Source organism: Bacillus stratosphericus, from assembly GCF_020524495.1.
Lineage (GTDB): Bacteria > Bacillota > Bacilli > Bacillales > Bacillaceae > Bacillus > Bacillus stratosphericus_B.
The window spans coordinates 14,340-31,507 of sequence record NZ_JAIVLB010000024.1; the positions used below are offsets into that span (position 1 = coordinate 14,340).

At 41.6% G+C, this 17,168-nt stretch carries 19 protein-coding genes and 1 pseudogene; all 20 read right to left on the bottom strand.

Features of this window, described 5'->3' with window-relative positions:
* Window positions 1-140: 140 nt before the first annotated feature.
* The gene (gene recN, locus LC033_RS10885; RefSeq protein ID WP_226568274.1) at window positions 141-1,874 is read right to left on the bottom strand and encodes a DNA repair protein RecN; all 1,734 of its coding nucleotides are present in this window, start codon (window positions 1,872-1,874) and stop codon (window positions 141-143) included.
* A 34-nt stretch (window positions 1,875-1,908) separates the two neighbouring features.
* Window positions 1,909-2,358 (bottom strand): transcriptional regulator AhrC/ArgR, encoded by a 450-nt coding sequence (ahrC, locus tag LC033_RS10890; RefSeq protein WP_226568275.1) that lies wholly within the window; start codon window positions 2,356-2,358, stop codon window positions 1,909-1,911.
* 162 nt (window positions 2,359-2,520) lie between these two features.
* Window positions 2,521-3,375 (bottom strand): TlyA family RNA methyltransferase, encoded by an 855-nt coding sequence (locus LC033_RS10895; protein WP_226568276.1) that lies wholly within the window; start codon window positions 3,373-3,375, stop codon window positions 2,521-2,523.
* Window positions 3,372-5,273, bottom strand: a complete 1,902-nt coding sequence (gene dxs, locus LC033_RS10900) for a 1-deoxy-D-xylulose-5-phosphate synthase (protein WP_226568277.1) — start codon at window positions 5,271-5,273, stop codon at window positions 3,372-3,374. Before dxs ends, LC033_RS10895 begins: the two co-directional genes overlap by 4 nt.
* A gap of 150 nt (window positions 5,274-5,423) precedes the next feature.
* Window positions 5,424-6,314 carry a polyprenyl synthetase family protein gene (locus LC033_RS10905; protein WP_226568278.1) on the bottom strand — a complete coding sequence of 297 codons (891 nt, stop codon included), beginning with the start codon at window positions 6,312-6,314 and terminating at the stop codon, window positions 5,424-5,426.
* On the bottom strand, window positions 6,304-6,564 hold the full coding sequence (locus tag LC033_RS10910) for an exodeoxyribonuclease VII small subunit (protein WP_226568279.1): 261 nt from the start codon (window positions 6,562-6,564) through the stop codon (window positions 6,304-6,306). The genes LC033_RS10905 and LC033_RS10910 overlap by 11 nt, the downstream gene beginning before the upstream one ends.
* A complete protein-coding gene (gene xseA, locus LC033_RS10915; RefSeq protein ID WP_226568280.1) occupies window positions 6,561-7,907 on the bottom strand; it encodes an exodeoxyribonuclease VII large subunit in 1,347 nt (448 codons plus the stop codon). Before xseA ends, LC033_RS10910 begins: the two co-directional genes overlap by 4 nt.
* Before the next feature lie 70 nt (window positions 7,908-7,977).
* Window positions 7,978-8,829: a bifunctional methylenetetrahydrofolate dehydrogenase/methenyltetrahydrofolate cyclohydrolase FolD gene (gene folD, locus LC033_RS10920; RefSeq protein ID WP_226568281.1), complete on the bottom strand. Its 852-nt coding sequence runs from the start codon at window positions 8,827-8,829 to the stop codon at window positions 7,978-7,980.
* A gap of 11 nt (window positions 8,830-8,840) precedes the next feature.
* Window positions 8,841-9,236: a transcription antitermination factor NusB gene (nusB, locus tag LC033_RS10925; protein ID WP_226568282.1), complete on the bottom strand. Its 396-nt coding sequence runs from the start codon at window positions 9,234-9,236 to the stop codon at window positions 8,841-8,843.
* 198 nt (window positions 9,237-9,434) lie between these two features.
* Window positions 9,435-9,841, bottom strand: a pseudogene (locus LC033_RS10930) (Asp23/Gls24 family envelope stress response protein).
* A 22-nt stretch (window positions 9,842-9,863) separates the two neighbouring features.
* Window positions 9,864-11,216 (bottom strand): acetyl-CoA carboxylase biotin carboxylase subunit, encoded by a 1,353-nt coding sequence (accC, locus tag LC033_RS10935; protein WP_226568283.1) that lies wholly within the window; start codon window positions 11,214-11,216, stop codon window positions 9,864-9,866.
* Between the two features lie 11 nt (window positions 11,217-11,227).
* Complete coding sequence (accB, locus tag LC033_RS10940) at window positions 11,228-11,695, bottom strand: acetyl-CoA carboxylase biotin carboxyl carrier protein (protein ID WP_226568284.1); 468 nt, start codon at window positions 11,693-11,695, stop codon at window positions 11,228-11,230.
* 191 nt (window positions 11,696-11,886) lie between these two features.
* Complete coding sequence (locus LC033_RS10945) at window positions 11,887-12,519, bottom strand: SpoIIIAH-like family protein (protein WP_226568309.1); 633 nt, start codon at window positions 12,517-12,519, stop codon at window positions 11,887-11,889.
* Window positions 12,519-13,190 (bottom strand): stage III sporulation protein AG, encoded by a 672-nt coding sequence (spoIIIAG, locus tag LC033_RS10950; protein ID WP_226568285.1) that lies wholly within the window; start codon window positions 13,188-13,190, stop codon window positions 12,519-12,521. The genes LC033_RS10945 and spoIIIAG overlap by 1 nt, the downstream gene beginning before the upstream one ends.
* Window positions 13,183-13,812 (bottom strand): stage III sporulation protein AF, encoded by a 630-nt coding sequence (gene spoIIIAF / locus LC033_RS10955; RefSeq protein WP_226568286.1) that lies wholly within the window; start codon window positions 13,810-13,812, stop codon window positions 13,183-13,185. Before spoIIIAF ends, spoIIIAG begins: the two co-directional genes overlap by 8 nt.
* 15 nt (window positions 13,813-13,827) lie before the next feature.
* Window positions 13,828-15,021 carry a stage III sporulation protein AE gene (spoIIIAE, locus tag LC033_RS10960; protein WP_226568287.1) on the bottom strand — a complete coding sequence of 398 codons (1,194 nt, stop codon included), beginning with the start codon at window positions 15,019-15,021 and terminating at the stop codon, window positions 13,828-13,830.
* Between the two features lie 21 nt (window positions 15,022-15,042).
* Window positions 15,043-15,456 carry a stage III sporulation protein AD gene (gene spoIIIAD, locus LC033_RS10965; protein WP_226568310.1) on the bottom strand — a complete coding sequence of 138 codons (414 nt, stop codon included), beginning with the start codon at window positions 15,454-15,456 and terminating at the stop codon, window positions 15,043-15,045.
* The gene (gene spoIIIAC / locus LC033_RS10970; protein ID WP_003153142.1) at window positions 15,453-15,659 is read right to left on the bottom strand and encodes a stage III sporulation protein AC; all 207 of its coding nucleotides are present in this window, start codon (window positions 15,657-15,659) and stop codon (window positions 15,453-15,455) included. The genes spoIIIAD and spoIIIAC overlap by 4 nt, the downstream gene beginning before the upstream one ends.
* Window positions 15,660-15,678: 19 nt before the next feature.
* Window positions 15,679-16,194, bottom strand: a complete 516-nt coding sequence (gene spoIIIAB, locus LC033_RS10975; protein WP_226568288.1) for a stage III sporulation protein SpoIIIAB — start codon at window positions 16,192-16,194, stop codon at window positions 15,679-15,681.
* On the bottom strand, window positions 16,188-17,111 hold the full coding sequence (spoIIIAA, locus tag LC033_RS10980; protein WP_226568289.1) for a stage III sporulation protein AA: 924 nt from the start codon (window positions 17,109-17,111) through the stop codon (window positions 16,188-16,190). Before spoIIIAA ends, spoIIIAB begins: the two co-directional genes overlap by 7 nt.
* Window positions 17,112-17,168 lie beyond the last annotated feature (57 nt).

Genomic DNA, 17,168 nt, shown 5'->3' on the forward strand with positions numbered 1-17,168 from the left:
TTTACTTTTGCCTTCTTAGCGACGATTTATAACCGTCACATGGAGAAAATGATTGGATAAATTGATAAAAGAAAAAGACGATGTCATACGTATATACAGTGAATTTTAGACAACATAAGAAAAGGCAGCTGATCTTTCAGCTACCCTGTCGTCTTGACATCATTTGCTTGATTCAACAATTCTTGTGCGTGTTGTTTTGTCAGCTCAGTAACTTCCACACCCGCGATCATTCGACCAATTTCACTTACTTTATCTTCATGACTTAATGGTTTGACACTCGTTAGTGTTCTACCGGCTTTAGAGCGTTTAGAAATAAAGAGATGTGTGTCAGCCATTGCTGCCACTTGCGGTAAATGTGTGATGCAGAGTACTTGTGAGCCTGCCGCTACTTTATAAATTTTTTCTGCAATGGCCTGTGCGACTCTGCCACTCACACCTGTATCAACTTCATCAAAAATAATGGACGTGACATCTTGTTTCGCTGAGAAAATACTTTTCACTGCTAGCATGACGCGTGAAATTTCTCCTCCTGATGCCACTTTTGATAAAGATTTCATCGGTTCGCCCGTATTTGTAGAGATGACAAATTGTGCTTGGTCTATCCCATTCTTCCCAATCTGTACTGGTTTCCCGTCTAAAAGCGGACAATCACTGCTGCCAAAGGACGCATATCGAATTTCAAAAGCCGTATCAAAGGATGACTTCTCCATATATAAATCCTTTAACTCGGCTTGAATTTGCTTAGCTAACTTTTTGGCCATTTTTTTTCTCAGCTCCGATATGTTGAGTGCTTCAAGCAGTGCGTCACGACTCATCGCATCCAGTTTATTTTTGAGCATTTGCAAATGACTGTCCCGATTTTGTATTTGGTCTATTTCCTCTTCAATCTTGGCCGCATACTCTAAAATTTCCTCAACAGTGGAACCGTATTTCCGCTTTAACTGCTTTATTTCATTCAGCCTAGACTCAATAAAATCAAGACGTGCCGGGTCGAATTCTAATTGATCCAGCATGCTGCGCATTTGAAAAGTAGAATCCTCTAATAAGTAATAGGCATTCGAGACTTGCTCAGAAAGTTTTTTCAAATCATCGTTGATCTCAGAAACCTGCTCTAGTTCGCTTGAAGCCATACTAACCCAATCAAGCCCTCCTTGCTCATTGCGCAGGGAGTTATACGCATTTTGAAGCGATGAATAGATTTTTTCATAGTTGCTAATTTGATGGCGTTCTTCCTGGAGACTTTCATCTTCTCCTGGCTCTAATTGAGCCGCTTCAATCTCTTCCAATTGAAATTGTAATAAATCTAAGCGGCGCACCATTTCTTGCTCATTTTCAGACAGCTGTTTTAGTTTATGGGCCGTCTTCGTATATTGATCATATGCTTCTTGATATTGTGATAAAGCAGGTGCAATCACTTCAGATCCAAATTGATCAAGCAAATGCAAATGATTTTCATCCTCCATTAAGAGCTGGTTATCGTGCTGACCATGTATATCGAGCAAAAGCCGCCCTATTTCTCTTAATATAGAGATGGTGACAAGCTTGCCATTAATACGGCAGATGCTTTTCCCATTTTGATTAATATCACGGCGAAGAATCATCATTTCATCAGATGCATCGATTCCTTGTTCTTTGCATAGGGCAAATACGGGATGATCTGCTGGTACAAGAAAAAGCCCCTCAAGCTCTGCCTTTTTTTCACCGTAACGAACAAATTCAGATGACCCTCTTCCCCCTACGAGAAGCGAGACAGCGTCAATCATAATTGATTTCCCGGCACCTGTTTCCCCTGTTAGAACCGTGAGTCCTTTTTCAAATGTAACCGTTAACTCTTCAATGATTGCAAAGTTTTTAATGGTTAGTTCTGCTAACACTCATATGACACCTCTTTTTGTACACCTAATCTCTTTATAGAAGTTCTAAAATTTTGGTCGAAACTGTATCCGTATCATCTGGTGTGCGGCAAATGATCAAAATGGTATCATCCCCACATATGGTTCCCATAATTTGTTCCCAATCTAAATTATCCATTAAAGCACCGATAGCCTGAGCGTTACCTGGCATTGTTTTAAGCACGATTAAATGGCTGGCAGCGTCCATCTTAATAAATGCATCCATGAGAGCACGCTTCAGCTTTGACAGCGGATTAAATCGCTGATCTGCAGGGAGGCTATATTTATATGTTCCATTGTTCGTCGGCACCTTCACTAAGTGCAGTTCTTTTATATCTCTTGAAACGGTTGCCTGCGTGATGTTATAGCCATCTGCTTTCAAAATATCGACTAACTCATCTTGTGTTTCTATCTCTTGGCTTGCAATAATTTCTCTAATCTTAATATGCCTTTGACCTTTATTCATTTTGACCTCCCTAGGCGTTTCATTCTCAGTTTGTCTTTACGTTCTATGTTATCTGATGCATACTTCAAAAAACAAGCATTACTTGAGAAACTGTCGATACTCGTCTTTTGGCCATGTAAAAAGGAATAATAGTGAGCTATTATTCCTTTTGCTTCAATGATCTCATGTGTCATCCGACTCAGGACTGTTTTTCTTTTCCTTCAATACGGAATGGGCTTCCTTTACCACTTTCTCAAGTGCAGAAGTCGCCAGTGCCGCATTCTCCTGTTGATCAGGACGGAGAACCAAATGGAGCAGAAATTCAATATTCCCGTCACCACCAGTTATAGGTGAAAAAGAAACATCCTCTACGTCATAGCTTTCTTTTGACGCAAATTGATTCATTTCTTTTAGCACACCGAGGTGGACTGATGGTTCGCGTACAATACCTTTTTTTCCGACAAGCTCTCTACCGGCTTCAAATTGGGGCTTGACCAGCGCGATACAGTCACCGCCTGGGACAAGAATATGCTTTAAAGCTGGAAGAATGAGTTTGAGTGAAATAAAAGAAACATCAATAGAAGCAACCTCCGGCAGTCCTTCAGTAAAATCAGTTGGAACGGAATGGCGGAAATTGGTGCGTTCCATGACGATGACTCGTTTATCCTGCCTTAATGTCCATGCAAGCTGATTGTAGCCAACATCAACAGCATATGATTTAACGGCTCCATTTTGGAGTGCACAATCTGTAAAACCGCCTGTTGATGAACCGATATCGATCAGTGATTTCCCTTTAACTGTTAAGTCAAATTCTTTTAGTGCTTTTTCGAGCTTTAACCCGCCGCGGCTCACATATTTCAAAGGATTCCCCTTCACAATAAGAGGTGTGTCACGATCAATTTTCTCTCCTGGTTTATCCAAACGGTTTTCATTTGAATAAACGATCCCTGCCATGATGGCACGCTTTGCTTTCTCTCTCGTTTCCATTAGTCCTTGTTCGACTAGTAAAACGTCAAGTCGTTCTTTCTTTGATGTCATGATCCAATTCCTTTTCTTGGTGCTGCGGGTAGCAGGTCACGTAAAACCTCAGCAACCTGTGTTTTCGTCAGACCAATTTCTTCAAGCAGTGCATCGACACTTCCATGCTCAATAAATTCATCTGGAATGCCCATACGTTCTACCTTTACATGTGATGTTTTTTTGTCGTGTATATATTCTAATACACTGCTTCCAAATCCACCTTGGAGCACAGCTTCTTCAATCGTTAATATCGAAATACCTTCAGACAGTATTTCATTTAACATTGCTTCATCAAGAGGCTTAATAAAACGGGCATTGACGACACGAACAGATTTTCCTTCTTTTTGCAATTCTTCTGCTGCTTGCAGCGCCATTTTAATCGTTGTACCGAACGTTAAAATAACGGCATCCTTCCCTGGACGAAGAACTTCCCAGGAGCCAATGGGAATGGTTTTAAGCTGTTCATCCATTTTAACGCCTAGCCCATTTCCACGCGGAAAGCGCATGGCAATAGGTCCGTCATCATACTGAATAGCTGTATTGACCATATGCTGTCCTTCGTTTTCATCCTTTGGCATCATAAGTACCATATTCGGCATATGGCGCATAAACGCAATGTCAAACACACCTTGATGCGTTTCTCCATCTGCTCCAACGAGACCCGCACGGTCAATTCCGATAAACACGTTGAGGTTCTGACGGCAGATGTCATGCAGCACTTGATCATAGGCTCTTTGTAGGAAGGTTGAATAAATAGCTAAAAATGGCTTCATATCCTGAGTGGCAAGTCCAGCTGCCATTGTTGCTGCATGCTGCTCTGCAATTCCTACATCAAACATTCGCTCTGGAAATTCCTTTGCAAACCCTTCAAGCTTTGATCCCACAGGCATAGCAGGCGTAATTGCGACAATTCGCTCATCTTCTCTCGCCAGCTTTCTTACTGTCTCACTGACTAGACCACTCCATGACGGAGCCGCTGCTGTCGGTTTAACGAAAACACCTGTATCAATTTTGTATGGACCTGTGCCGTGCCAAGTCCCGATTTTATCAGATTCTGCTGGCTTATAGCCTTTTCCTTTTTTCGTAATGACATGAAGGAGGACAGGACCTTTTGTTTTCTTCGCGTATTCAAGGTTTTCAAAAAGATCTTCGTAGGAATGACCATCTACAGGACCTAAGTAGGTGAACCCCATTTCCTCAAAGAACATGCCAGACACAAGCAAATATTTCAGGCTGTCTTTTATGCGTTCTGCTGTTGCAGCAAGCTTTCCACCTACTGCTGGAATACGCTTGAATACATATTCGAGCTCGTCCTTTACCCATTGGTATTTACCAGCAGTGCGCAATCTGCCAAGCATTGTATGAATGGCACCCACGTTTGGCGCAATACTCATTTCATTGTCGTTTAAGATCACAATCATATCTTTCTTTTCATCACCGATATGATTCAGTGCTTCTAACGCCATACCGCCGGTTAATGCACCATCTCCAATAATCGGTAGGATATATTCATCTGTTCCTCTGATATCCCGCGCTGCAGCCATACCCATCGCACCAGATAATGAGGTTGAACTGTGACCAGTCTCCCATACATCATGTTCACTTTCATTTCGTTTAGGAAAACCGCATAGTCCTTTATATTGACGAAGCGTATCAAACTCCGCACCTCTTCCAGTTAATAGCTTGTGAACGTACGATTGATGTCCAACATCCCAAAGGAATTTGTCTTTCGGGCTGTCAAATACTTTATGAAGCGCAACAGTGAGTTCAACGACACCAAGGTTCGGACCGATGTGCCCACCAGAGTTAGCTAAGGACTCTATTAAAAACGTACGAATGTCAGCACTAAGCTCCTCTAATTCTGCATTTGACATTCCTTTTAGAAAGGTTGGATTTTTTATTGATAAAAGATCCAATCAGGATCAACTCGCTTTCAACAAAATTTCTACATACATCTATAATGCCTTATTCCTATGAAAACCAAACGAGGAAAAAGAGTTGTCTCATCATGATAAACTGTTTTCAGTTTACCACAATTACTCGAAGACCCCCAAATCTGGCTATTTTTAATGATCTCTTGAGGCAATGAGATCACATAGGTCATGCAATAATTGCTGCTTTAACTCAAGGTTTGAGACGATTTCTTTTGCACGAGTGATATGTTCATTTAGTTTTTCTTTTGCTCTTGAAAGCGTTATTAAAGAAGGATACGTCGACTTATCATTTGCTGTGTCAGAGCCGACACGTTTCCCAATCTTTTCTTCGCTTCCTTCAAGATCTAAAATATCATCACGGATTTGAAAGGCAATTCCAATATGATAGCTAAATTCTCTTAGCTTTTCGATATCATCATCAGATGCGCCTGCCAGCATCGCACCTGCTGCCACGCTGAAGGTTAGGAGCTTTCCTGTTTTTCGCGCGTGAATGGATTCCAGTTCAGCAAGAGGTATTTGTTTTTGCTCTGCTTCCATATCCTCAAATTGACCGCCAACCATTCCAAGTGCCCCTGCTGATTTCACAAGTTCATCGATGATTCTGAGCTTTTGATCAGCGGGTACATCTTCAGATAATTGTGATGTAATCAGGCGGAAGCTCTCGGTTAAAAGCGCATCACCCGCAAGAACCGCTGTTGCTTCTCCATATACTTTATGGTTGGTTGGCTTTCCTCTTCTAAGGTCATCGTCATCCATACAAGGAAGATCGTCATGAATCAATGAATATGTATGAATCATTTCCACTGCGCAGCCAACAGGTATGCCGTCTTTTTCTCTTTTTCCATAGGCATTTAAGAGAGCAAGGACGAGAACAGGGCGAAGCCTTTTTCCGCCTGCTTTTAGAGAATAGAGCATAGAGGATTTCAGTTGTTCTGGAATTTGTAATTCCTGAACATATGTAAATAAATAATCTTCAATTACTTGTTTTCGTGTTGTCAAGAATTCATTTAGATTATTTGTCACTAGCATCCGCCTCCTTCACTGTAAAAGGAGCCAGTTCACCGTCCTCTTTTAAAATAAAATCCATTTGCTTTTCAACATGCTGTAATTTTTCATGACAAAGCTTTGAAAGAGTCATGCCTTCTTTGAAATAATGAATGGCCTGCTCAAGCGGTACATCTCCTTCTTCGAGCTTCCGAACAATCTCTTCTAGACCTTTCATGGCTTCTTCAAATGTCATTTGTTCTTCTTTTTGTTTGTTTGATTCTGTCATGATGATTGTCCCTCCTTTTCAATAACCTCACAAATAAGACGTCCATCCTTCATTGTAATGGTCAGATGATCGTTCGTTTCTACTTGGTTCACACTTTTAATCAGTTCATCTTCTTTATAGGCTAAACTGTAGCCTCTTTCCATCACTTGAAGAGGATTTAATGCATTTAGTTTACCAAGAACAGATTGGAACTGCGAATGAATTGTTTTCATTTGCACATTCATATTACGGATGAGCTGATCTGTTTCATTGGCGTAACGTTTTTTCTCATGAAGCAGCTGCTCTTTTGGATGAAGTGGCTTTAGTCTGTATGTTTGGCGGTCAAGTTGGCTGCGTTTTTGTTCAATTTGTTTCGTCAGTTTTTTTTGAAAACGATCAAATACCATATCAAATTGCTGCTCTTTTTGCTCCTGTAATCGCTTTGGAAAACGGAAGGCATAAGAGGATTGAAGCGCCACAAGACGTTCCTTCGCTTGAGAAGTTCGATTTTTTGTCGCCCTTGTTAACCGAATGTCGATGGATTTGATTCGGTCAATTAAGTCGGTGGTATCTGGAACAGCTAACTCGGCTGCGCCTGTTGGTGTGGGTGCTCTCATGTCTGCAGTAAAATCACTGATCGTAAAGTCCGTTTCGTGTCCAACTGCAGAAATGATGGGAATGTCTGATGTAAAGATCGCTCTTGCGACTGCTTCTTCATTAAAGGCCCAAAGCTCTTCAATCGAGCCTCCGCCTCTTCCGACAATCAACACATCGCAGAGCTTTTTTTCATTTGCTTCTTTAATTCGTTCGACGATAGAACGAATAGCATTTTCTCCTTGGACTAACGCCGGAAGCACAATGATTTTGGCCTGTTGATACCGCCGATTGATGGTTGTGATGACATCTCGAACAGCGGCTCCTGTTGGTGATGTGATGACACCAACGACCTCTGGATATTCAGGGATTTGTTTTTTATAGCGCACATCAAATAAGCCTTCACTTGCTAGTTTTTTCTTTAGCTCTTCATAAGCTAGATGAAGAGCACCAACACCATCAGGCTGCATTTCCTTTGCATATAATTGATAGTTACCACTCGGCTCATATACTTGGATCCCGCCGCGTACGAACACTTTCATTCCGCTCTTTGGCGAAAAAGGTAGCTTAGATGAAGAACGCTGAAACATCACAGCTTGCATGCGTGCGTTTTCGTCTTTTAAGGTGAAGTAAACATGACCTCTTGAATGAATCTTCACATTTGATAACTCACCTTTGATCCAAATATCTTCTAAGTGAGGGTCAACATCGAATTTTCTCTTTATATATTTTGTAAGAGCTGTGACCGTCACAAAGGCTTTTTCACTCATGACGTATTCCTCCTCTTCAAAAACGCACATTCATCCACCGGCAGCACGCAGGTGGATGAATGGATAAAGCTTATGCTAATGTACGTTTTGCTGATTTAACCGTATTATATGCAAGCATCGTAATAGTCATTGGGCCGACTCCGCCAGGGACTGGTGTGATATAAGAAGCTTTTTCTTTGGCCTCTTCAAAATCAACATCCCCTACCAGTTTCCCAGTATCTAAACGATTGACTCCTACATCGATGACAATAGCGCCTTCTTTAATTTGGTCAGCTTTAATAAAGTTTGCTCGACCGACGGCAACAACTAAAATATCCGCTTTTAACGTATGTTCTGAAATATTTGCAGTTCTAGAATGACAGTATGTAACGGTGGCATGTTCGTTTAACAGCAATTGTCCAACTGGTTTGCCGACAATATTGCTTCGTCCAACTACAACCACTTCTTTTCCAGAAAGATCTACACCTGTTTTGTTTAGCAATTCAACAATACCTGCTGGCGTACAAGGAAGGAATGTGTCTTCCCCAAGTAGCAATTTCCCAATATTCAGCGGATGAAAACCATCTACATCTTTATCTGGTGAGATACGTTCAATGACGGCTTTTTCAGAAATGTGTTTTGGGAGCGGAAGCTGAACAAGAATTCCGTGGAGTTGATCATCATCATTGTATTGATCAATGAGCTGAAGCAATTCTTCTTCTGTAATAGAAGCATTTAAATGATCAAGCTGAAAATGCATGCCCATTGATTCTGCTGCTTTTTTCTTCCCGCGTACGTAAGAAAGTGAAGCCGGATCATCTCCGATTAGAATAACGGCAAGACCAGGTGTGACCCCTTTTTGTTTTAGCTCTTCTACTTCTTTTGCTAATTGTTCACGCTTTTCTTTTGCTGTTTCTTTCCCATCGATGATTGTTGCTGTCATGTCGAATCCTCCTATTGGTGCTTTAGGTCGTTTTTAATGTTTGAAAGTACACCATTTACAAATTTCGGCGCTTTATCATCACCAAATAATTTGGCCAGCTCAATGGCTTCATTCATTGAAACACTAACTGGGATGTCTTCTTGATACACCATCTCGTACACAGACAGCCTTAAAATAGCTCTGTCTACATTCGCAATACGATCGAGTTTCCAATTCACAAGATGCTGTGAAATCATTTCATCGAGCTTGTCCTTTTGTTCGAGCACACCGAAAACCAGTTCCTCGAAAAAAGGATCTGATTCTTGTTCATCCAGCGCATGTGTAATGGCCTCTTTCGGATTAATATTGCTTACATCAATTTGAAATAATGTTTGTAGCGCCTTTTCTCTTGCAGTTCTTCTTTTCATTATTTACTCCTTTAACCACTTTATCCGCTTGTCGTTAAGCCATACAGAGATCATAACATATTTTGACCGTGGTCGCACCAAGATCCATGCAAGCTGACACGAAAAACGAATAAATCAACGCGTGACGGAACTTACCCAAAAATAGGCTTTTAAAAAACCAAAGAAGCAATGCCTCCCTGGTTTCACTTTAACCCATTTTTACATTTCTTTATCTACTTTCAAGACTCATGTTTTGTATCAAATTGAATGCCGACGACATGAATGTTGATTTCATTAATCGTTAAGGCAGTCATGTTCAAAAGGGTTTGACGGATATTCTCTTGAACAGCAGTGGATACCTTTGGAATAGATAGGCCAAATTCAACCACACAATACACATCGATTGTGATGCCTTCATCAGAGACATCTACTTTTACACCTTTACGGTGATTTTTCTTCCCAAAGCGTTCTGCTACATCAGCAGCGAAATTGCCGCGCATTTCAGCAATTCCTTTAACCTCTGAAGCTGCGATTCCCGCAATGACTTCAATCACTTCTGGCGCAATTTGCACTTTTCCCAATTGACCTTCATCAAGGTTCATTTCAAGCAAATTGTTTTCTGACACGATCATTCACCTCCAAAAGCTGTTATGGCTTCATGATTTGATACGTTTCTAAAAACTTCGTATTAAAATTACCGCTCACGAATGTTTCATGCTCAAGCAATCTGAGGTGGAATGGAATCGTTGTGTAGACTCCTTCAATGACGAATTCTTGAAGCGCACGTTTCATTTTGGCAATTGCTTCTTCTCTCGTTTTACCATACGTGATCACTTTTGCAATCATGCTATCGTAATAGGGCGGAATCACATAACTCGGATAAGCGGCAGAGTCAACACGAACACCTAGACCGCCCGGCGGAAGATACATTTTAATTTCACCAGCAGAAGGCATAAAGTTTTTCTCTGGGTTTTCTGCATTAATACGGCATTCGATCGCCCAGCCTTCATATACGACATCATCTTGGGTAAGAGATAGCGGCTCACCTGATGCGACCTTAATTTGTTCTTTGATCAAGTCAACACCTGTCACCATTTCGGTAACAGGATGCTCTACTTGAATGCGGGTATTCATTTCCATGAAGTAGAACTTCTCTTCATTATAATCATAAATGAATTCGACCGTTCCGGCTCCTGTGTATTCAACAGCTTCTGCTGCTTTCACGGCTGCATCACCCATTTGCTCACGGATGTCTGCATTAAGTGCTGGTGATGGTGTTTCTTCAAGAAGTTTTTGCATTCTTCTTTGGATTGAGCAATCGCGCTCACCTAAGTGAATCGTATGGCCGTGCTTGTCTGCAAGCACTTGGATTTCCACGTGTCTAAAGTCTTCAATGAACTTCTCCAAATAGACGCCTGGGTTACCAAAGTTTTGTGCAGCTTCTTGCTGCGTAATTTTGACACCGTTAATGAGCTCTTCTTCAGTACGAGCTACGCGGATACCTTTACCGCCGCCGCCTGCAGTCGCTTTAATAATAACTGGATACCCAATACTTGCTGCTGTTGAAACGGCATCATCAAGATCTTTTACAATTCCTTGAGAACCAGGGACAATCGGTACGCCTGCTTGTTTCATTGTTTCTCTTGCGACATCTTTCGTTCCCATTTTAGAAATCGCTGATGCAGATGGTCCAACAAAGATAACATTACACTCCGCACAAAGCTCTGCAAAGTCTGCATTTTCAGCAAGGAAGCCGTATCCTGGATGAATCGCATCTGTACCTGTCAGCTTTGCGACACTGACAATGTTTGTGATATTTAAATAACTATCTTTTGAAGCAGTCGGTCCAATGCAATATGCTTCATCAGCCATTTGAACATGTAGTGCGTTGCGATCCGCTTTAGAAAATACCGCAACCGTTTCAATTCCTAGCTCTTTGCAGGCCCTGATGATTCTAACTGCGATTTCTCCTCTGTTTGCAATTAATAGCTTTTTAATCATGATCGTACTCCTTACTCTGCTTTCACTAGAAAGAGGGGTTGTCCGAATTCTACGAGCTGACCGTTTTCAGCTAATACTTCGACGATTTCGCCTTTGACTTCTGCTTCAATTTCATTAAACAGTTTCATCGCTTCAACGATACATACAACTGAGTTTTCATTCACCTTAGAACCTGTTGTCACGTATGGATCTGCTTCTGGTGAAGAAGAAGCATAAAATGTACCAACCATTGGGGATGTGATTTTATGCAGATTCTCAGACGCAGTTGCCTCTTTTGTAGGGGCTTCGGTCTGAGCTGGAGCTTGTTGAGCTGAAGCTGCTTGGACAGGAGCCACTGGTGCTTGTACCGCAACTTGCTGAACGACTTCTTTATTTTTTTTCAGTTTGATTTTTGCACCTTCGTTTTCGTACGTAAATTCATCAATTGTAGATTGGTCAATTAATTTAATCAGTTCATGAATTTCTTCAATTTTTAACATGGATTTGCACCCCTATGTATGGATTTATCTATTTTATAGGCTAGTACTAAAAGTACATATTATAACCATCTTACAGTAGGATTTCGTTGAATTCAATACTATTGTGATGAAACGCTTCAAGCAGACACCTCAAAAAGGCCGTCAAACCATTCAAAAAACGCCCTTTTCGGCAAAGGGCGTTGGTTCATTTTTTATTGATTTGATGGCTCAAAAGTAACGGCTACGTTATCAAGCCCTCTCATTTCTTTTGTGACTAAATCAATAATATCTGCTGCTTGGGACTTTGATTTTTTATCAGAACGAACTGTGATACTCACTTTATCTCCCTCAGCACTCACTAGGGCATCTTTATACCCTTTTGTTTTAATCAATGTCTCCAGCTGACGCTCTGTTCCTTCTGCCTCACTAAGTGCTGTCATTTGATCATAAGCTTCACTTTTTTCTTGCGCTGTTGCATCGTCACTTGACACGATTTCGTTGAATTCTTCACGCTGCTTGCTGCGCTTATCTTCGAGCTCTAGCCTGTATGTTGTGAAAAGCTCATCGTCTGTTTGCTCTGAAACAGCCTTTCCTTCTTCACCACTTGTTTCAACATCCTCTTGTTTGCCATTTGTTTCTTTGTCAGTAGACTTGTTATCGGAGCCTTTTTCCGTTCCTTTTTCAGTCCCTTTTTCTGTTTCAGTCTTTTTCTCTTCAGTTCCTTTTGATTTCGTATCTTCTACTGTCACTGCATTCTCACCTTGTGGGGACATGATATAGTACACACTTAATACGACAACTAAACTTAGCATCGTTAATAGCCAAACCGTTTGTTTTTTTAACATCATTCCGAATCCTCCTTGATTTTTTTAGGGGCAACAGCCACTCTATGGCTCGGTAGATCAAGCACTCGTGTAACCGCTTCAATGATGGTTTTCTTTATTTGAACGTTGTCTACTCCTTGAGCAACAACGAGGACGCCTCGAATCTCTGGCTTTTTCGTTTGGACAACAACAGGTGTTTCTTCATTGCCATTTTTGATGATGACAATCTCTTCTTCCTTTGTTTGATCCGTAACACTTCGCACGCCGCCTGCTTTATCGGTTTCCTCGGTCGTTGTGCTTTTATTGGATTTGTTTTTTTCAAATACTTTTAAAGAAGTCGCATCTACATTTACCACAATAGATACATCCTCAACACCAATGATCGTCTCTAAAATTTCTTTCAACTGATTTTCGTATTCTTGCTCAACGTCCTCAATTGAGTTCTTTGATTTACCTGAAGATGTCGGTTTGAACACCGCCTGCTCTTCTGATGGTGTTTTTTTAGACGCAGGGACAGCAACCTGTTGTTTGCTTGATGGCGGTGACAGGATTTGACTGACTAGCATGAAAGACACGCCGATGATGAATACAAGCAGCAAGTAATGGTGCTTTGTTAATTTTGGTTTCCCTTCACCTTTTTCAGATGACTTGAACAAAGATTTCAGCTTTTGTTTCCAGTCCTTGTTATTCATGATCTACTGCGTCACCTCCCTCAATGATCAGTGAAATGTGTTCAGGACTTGTATTCCATACATCCGCAAGCGTTTCTTTCACCCTCGCAATCTTTTTTGATGATCCAGCGCTTTCCTCCTTTTGACTGGAGAGATCAATGTCCACCTTCGCCACCGTTTCTACAGCATCACCTGTGAGTAGGGAAAGGACTGCTTTGATACGAAATTGATCCACCTTTATATTCCCATCAAGGTGCTCCTCATCTGCCAACACTTCTACGTGTTTCATTTCATAGCTCTCCTTCTCCAGTGGCTCCTTTGCGCTTTTTTCTAGTTGGACAGCCATTTGCTTTAAAATATATGCACGCTGAGAGGCTTGTATTTCTTTTTTTTCTAAATTCATCTGATTTTTTATTTCTTCTGATTGCGCTTGTTCCTTTCCCTTCATGAATTCTGAGAAAATTTGGTCAGGATCCGCACGAAATAAAGCAAAGATGGGATTGAGCATCACCACGATCAACAGTAAGCTTACGACCATTTTTGCATACTTCTGCATGCTTGAATTGGGAAGCAAGAGATCAATCACAATGGCAAATAAGATAAATAAGATAATACTTGTGATCCATTCTGTGAGAAAGCTCAAAAGATGTCCCCCTCCTTACTTCATCATCATTGTAAGGTTACCAGCAGTGATAATGACGGTAATGCTTAAAAAGAACATGAGTGATACAACGGCAAGTGCGGCAAATATATAAAGAACACTCTTTGATATGACATCCAGACAACTAATGATCGGTCCGCCCCCAAGAGGCTGAAGGATCGCAGCTGCAAGCTTATAAATAAGGGCAAGTGACAGAACCTTAATGGCCGGAAAAGCTGCAATTGATATCAAAATGGCCACTCCCACAAGGCCAACCGTGTTTTTGAGCAAAACAGAGGCGCTGATGACGGTATCCGTTGCATCTGTAAACATTCTGCCAAGGACAGGGATGAAGTTTCCTGTGATAAATTTGGCTGTACGAAGAGCGATACCATCACTGATGGCAGCAGATGCACCTTGCACAGAAATAACGCCGAGAAAAACGGTTAAAAAAACGGCTAGTCCGCCAATCGCCACATTTCTTAACAGTTGGGCGAGCTGGGTGACTTTGTATTGTTCGGTCAGCGTACTGACAATGCTCAATATGGCTGATAAAAAGATGAGCGGAAGTACCACATACTGAATAAAAATGCCGCTCGTGTTCATCAAAAATAAAATAACAGGATGAAAGAATCCGGCTGAGACGAGCCCGCCTGATGAAGCAATGAGCGCTAACAAAAGAGGAATAAGAGCAAGAATAAAACTGGTCATCGTTTGGATGGCTTCTGTTGCATAGGAGATCGCCACATGGAAGCTGTTTAATGCAATAATGATAAGCACCATATACACAAGAGCGTATGCGACTTTGCTGACGGTGGTTTGCTCAAAAGCATTTTGCAAAAGCTGAAGAAGCGAACAAAAGATGGTGAGTAAAATCAGTGTTCCTAGGAGCTTGCCGTTTGCAATGACCTCATGAAATAGATAATGAACCAATGCCTTCAGCCACGTTTGGGGAGACAGCTCTTTATCGCCGTCAATCATTTCTTTCACTGTGCCTTTTTGGCTTTCAGGCAGAAAGCCGCCATACTCATCCAATATCGTTTCCCAAAATTCACTGATGGAATGAAGCTCTAGTGCATCAGCCTGTCCATTCGCTACTTCTTCTGCTACTGGGTCTTCACTTGTTAAGGGCACATTTTCTTCTGCACCAGCATGCGGAGCGATTAGCCAAAAGAAAAGTATAAGCCCCATAACAGCCGTCACCCATTTCATTGTCATCACCTCTTTTTTCAATCAAGTCATGGACGGAATCATGCCTAAGATGGTCTCAATGATGACTGTTAAAATTGGGACCGCCATGACCAAGATAAGAATCTTGCCACCAAGATCTATTTTCGAAGCAATGGCGCCTTGTCCAGCATCCTTCGTGAGCTGGGCGCCGAATTCTGCAATATAGGCAATACCGATAATCTTCAAAATGGTTTCAACGTACTTCATGTTGACGCCGGCACTAGCCGCAATCTTTTCAATCATGGAGATAATGGCATAGATTTGATCGATTAAATAAAGAAAAATCACACACCCTGTAAACACAACAAGCATAAAGGCAAAAGTTGGCTTTTGTTCTTTTACGATTAATGCTAAGAAAGTAGCGATTAAACCAAGTCCAACAATTTGTATGATTTCGATTTGTAAGCCCTCCCCTATCCTTGAAATAGAAATACGGCTTTAATCTTCTTAAACAAATCATCCACAATGGTTGCCACCATAAATAAAATGTAGATAAACCCAAGCAGCGTCACCCACTGAGCGTACTCTTTTTTCCCCATTTGATCTAAAATCGTATGGAGAAAGGCCACGACGATGCCTACTCCAGCAATTTGAAAAATAACGTTTACATCAACGCCCATGCTCTCGACTCCCTTCCTCTCACATCAATAAAAGAATCAGTAGTAATCCACTTAAAAAACCGAGGCTTCTCACCATTTTTTCATTTTTCGCTTGGGCGATTTCAGCTTCCTTCTCCTCTGATTCCAAATGTCCTAAAGCAAGCTTGATATACTTTTGCTGAGCAGTGACATCATGCAGACCAAGTGTTTCTCCAAAGTGCTTCAGCGCCTCATATTCGCCTTTTTTCAAAACGGTCTTTTTCCAAACGTCCTCCAGACTTTCATTCCATGCATGCCTCGCAGAAAAGGACCCAACTTTGAGCTTTTCTGCAAATTGCTCAAATAACCGATCCACAGGGGGTCCTACTTGCGACGCAATTTGGTCAGCGGCTCTAGCTAAAGGTGTTTGACCATACATAATTTCAGCTTCAAGAGATTGAAGAGCAAACCGGAGCTGCCGGATTTGCTTAGGCCGGTCGCTGTATCGTTTCGCAAACTCGAAGCCTCCCCATGTCGTAGCCGCAACGATGAAAATAGCACCAATAAGCTTTAACATACGTCCACTCCCCGCCTCCACTTCAGCTCTTGTCCATCTTGGTCATATATTCGTCCAATGGTACCAGGGCCTTTTTTTCTATTTAATTCAACATATCGATCAAACACACGAAGCTCCCATAAAGGTTGAAATGATGGCCGTTTATATAGATCTTCAAGTGAATAGCCATGAGCTGAGACGATAATGGTGACTCCGGCATGAATCGCCTCTAAAAGTGCCTGTACATCCTCTTTTTTTCCAATTTCATCTACAATGATGACTTCTGGACTCATGGACCGAATCATCATCATCAAGCCCTCAGCCTTTGGACACGCATCAAGTACATCAATCCGGTGTCCAAAATGATGCTGAGGCACCCCTCTTATACACCCGGCTATTTCAGAGCGTTCATCGACAATTCCTGTTTTTCTAGCAGTAATGTCTTTTGTTCCTGAACTAGCAACACGCGCAACGTCACGCAGCAATGTTGTTTTTCCCGTTTGCGGAGGACCAATGATGAGTGTATTGCACCAATGTTGTTCATATAAGTAAGGTAGAAAAGGATGGGCAATTCCGAGTTTTTCTTTGGCGATGCGAATATTAAACGAAGAAATATCTCTTAATCCTTTAACGCATCCATTCTCAACGATCACCTTTCCTGCAAGCCCCACTCTGTGTCCGCCAGATATGGTAATATAGCCTTGTTTTAGTTCTTCTTCAAGCGTGTACATGCTGTAATTGCTGAGCCTGCCTAATAGCTGAGACGCATCTTCTCCTGTTGTATGATAGGAAAGAAAGCGCAGCTTTCCTCCTTGTATCAATTCAATCGGACGATCCGTGCGAATGCGGATTTCTTCTATTTGCGCCCATTCCGTTTCTTTTAGCAAGCTGAGTTCTTGTCCAATCGAGTGCGGGAGAATATCCAACAAACTCCGCAACGAATTCCCCTCCTTTTTTTCTTCTCTAAAATGTATGATGCGTGCCGTTAATTATGC

Bases quoted from the DNA above. Each gene is read 5' to 3' on its own strand.
- ahrC (WP_226568275.1), bottom strand. From the start codon at position 2,358: ATGAATAAAGGTCAAAGGCATATTAAGATTAGAGAAATTATTGCAAGC.
- LC033_RS10895 (WP_226568276.1), bottom strand. From the start codon at position 3,375: ATGACATCAAAGAAAGAACGACTTGACGTTTTACTAGTCGAACAAGGA.
- LC033_RS10910 (WP_226568279.1), bottom strand. From the start codon at position 6,564: ATGACAGAATCAAACAAACAAAAAGAAGAACAAATGACATTTGAAGAA.
- xseA (WP_226568280.1), bottom strand. From the start codon at position 7,907: ATGAGTGAAAAAGCCTTTGTGACGGTCACAGCTCTTACAAAATATATA.
- folD (WP_226568281.1), bottom strand. From the start codon at position 8,829: ATGACAGCAACAATCATCGATGGGAAAGAAACAGCAAAAGAAAAGCGT.
- nusB (WP_226568282.1), bottom strand. From the start codon at position 9,236: ATGAAAAGAAGAACTGCAAGAGAAAAGGCGCTACAAACATTATTTCAA.
- accC (WP_226568283.1), bottom strand. From the start codon at position 11,216: ATGATTAAAAAGCTATTAATTGCAAACAGAGGAGAAATCGCAGTTAGA.
- accB (WP_226568284.1), bottom strand. From the start codon at position 11,695: ATGTTAAAAATTGAAGAAATTCATGAACTGATTAAATTAATTGACCAA.
- LC033_RS10945 (WP_226568309.1), bottom strand. From the start codon at position 12,519: ATGTTAAAAAAACAAACGGTTTGGCTATTAACGATGCTAAGTTTAGTT.
- spoIIIAG (WP_226568285.1), bottom strand. From the start codon at position 13,190: ATGAATAACAAGGACTGGAAACAAAAGCTGAAATCTTTGTTCAAGTCA.
- spoIIIAE (WP_226568287.1), bottom strand. From the start codon at position 15,021: ATGAAATGGGTGACGGCTGTTATGGGGCTTATACTTTTCTTTTGGCTA.
- spoIIIAC (WP_003153142.1), bottom strand. From the start codon at position 15,659: ATGGGCGTTGATGTAAACGTTATTTTTCAAATTGCTGGAGTAGGCATC.
- spoIIIAB (WP_226568288.1), bottom strand. From the start codon at position 16,194: ATGTTAAAGCTTATTGGTGCTATTTTCATCGTTGCGGCTACGACATGG.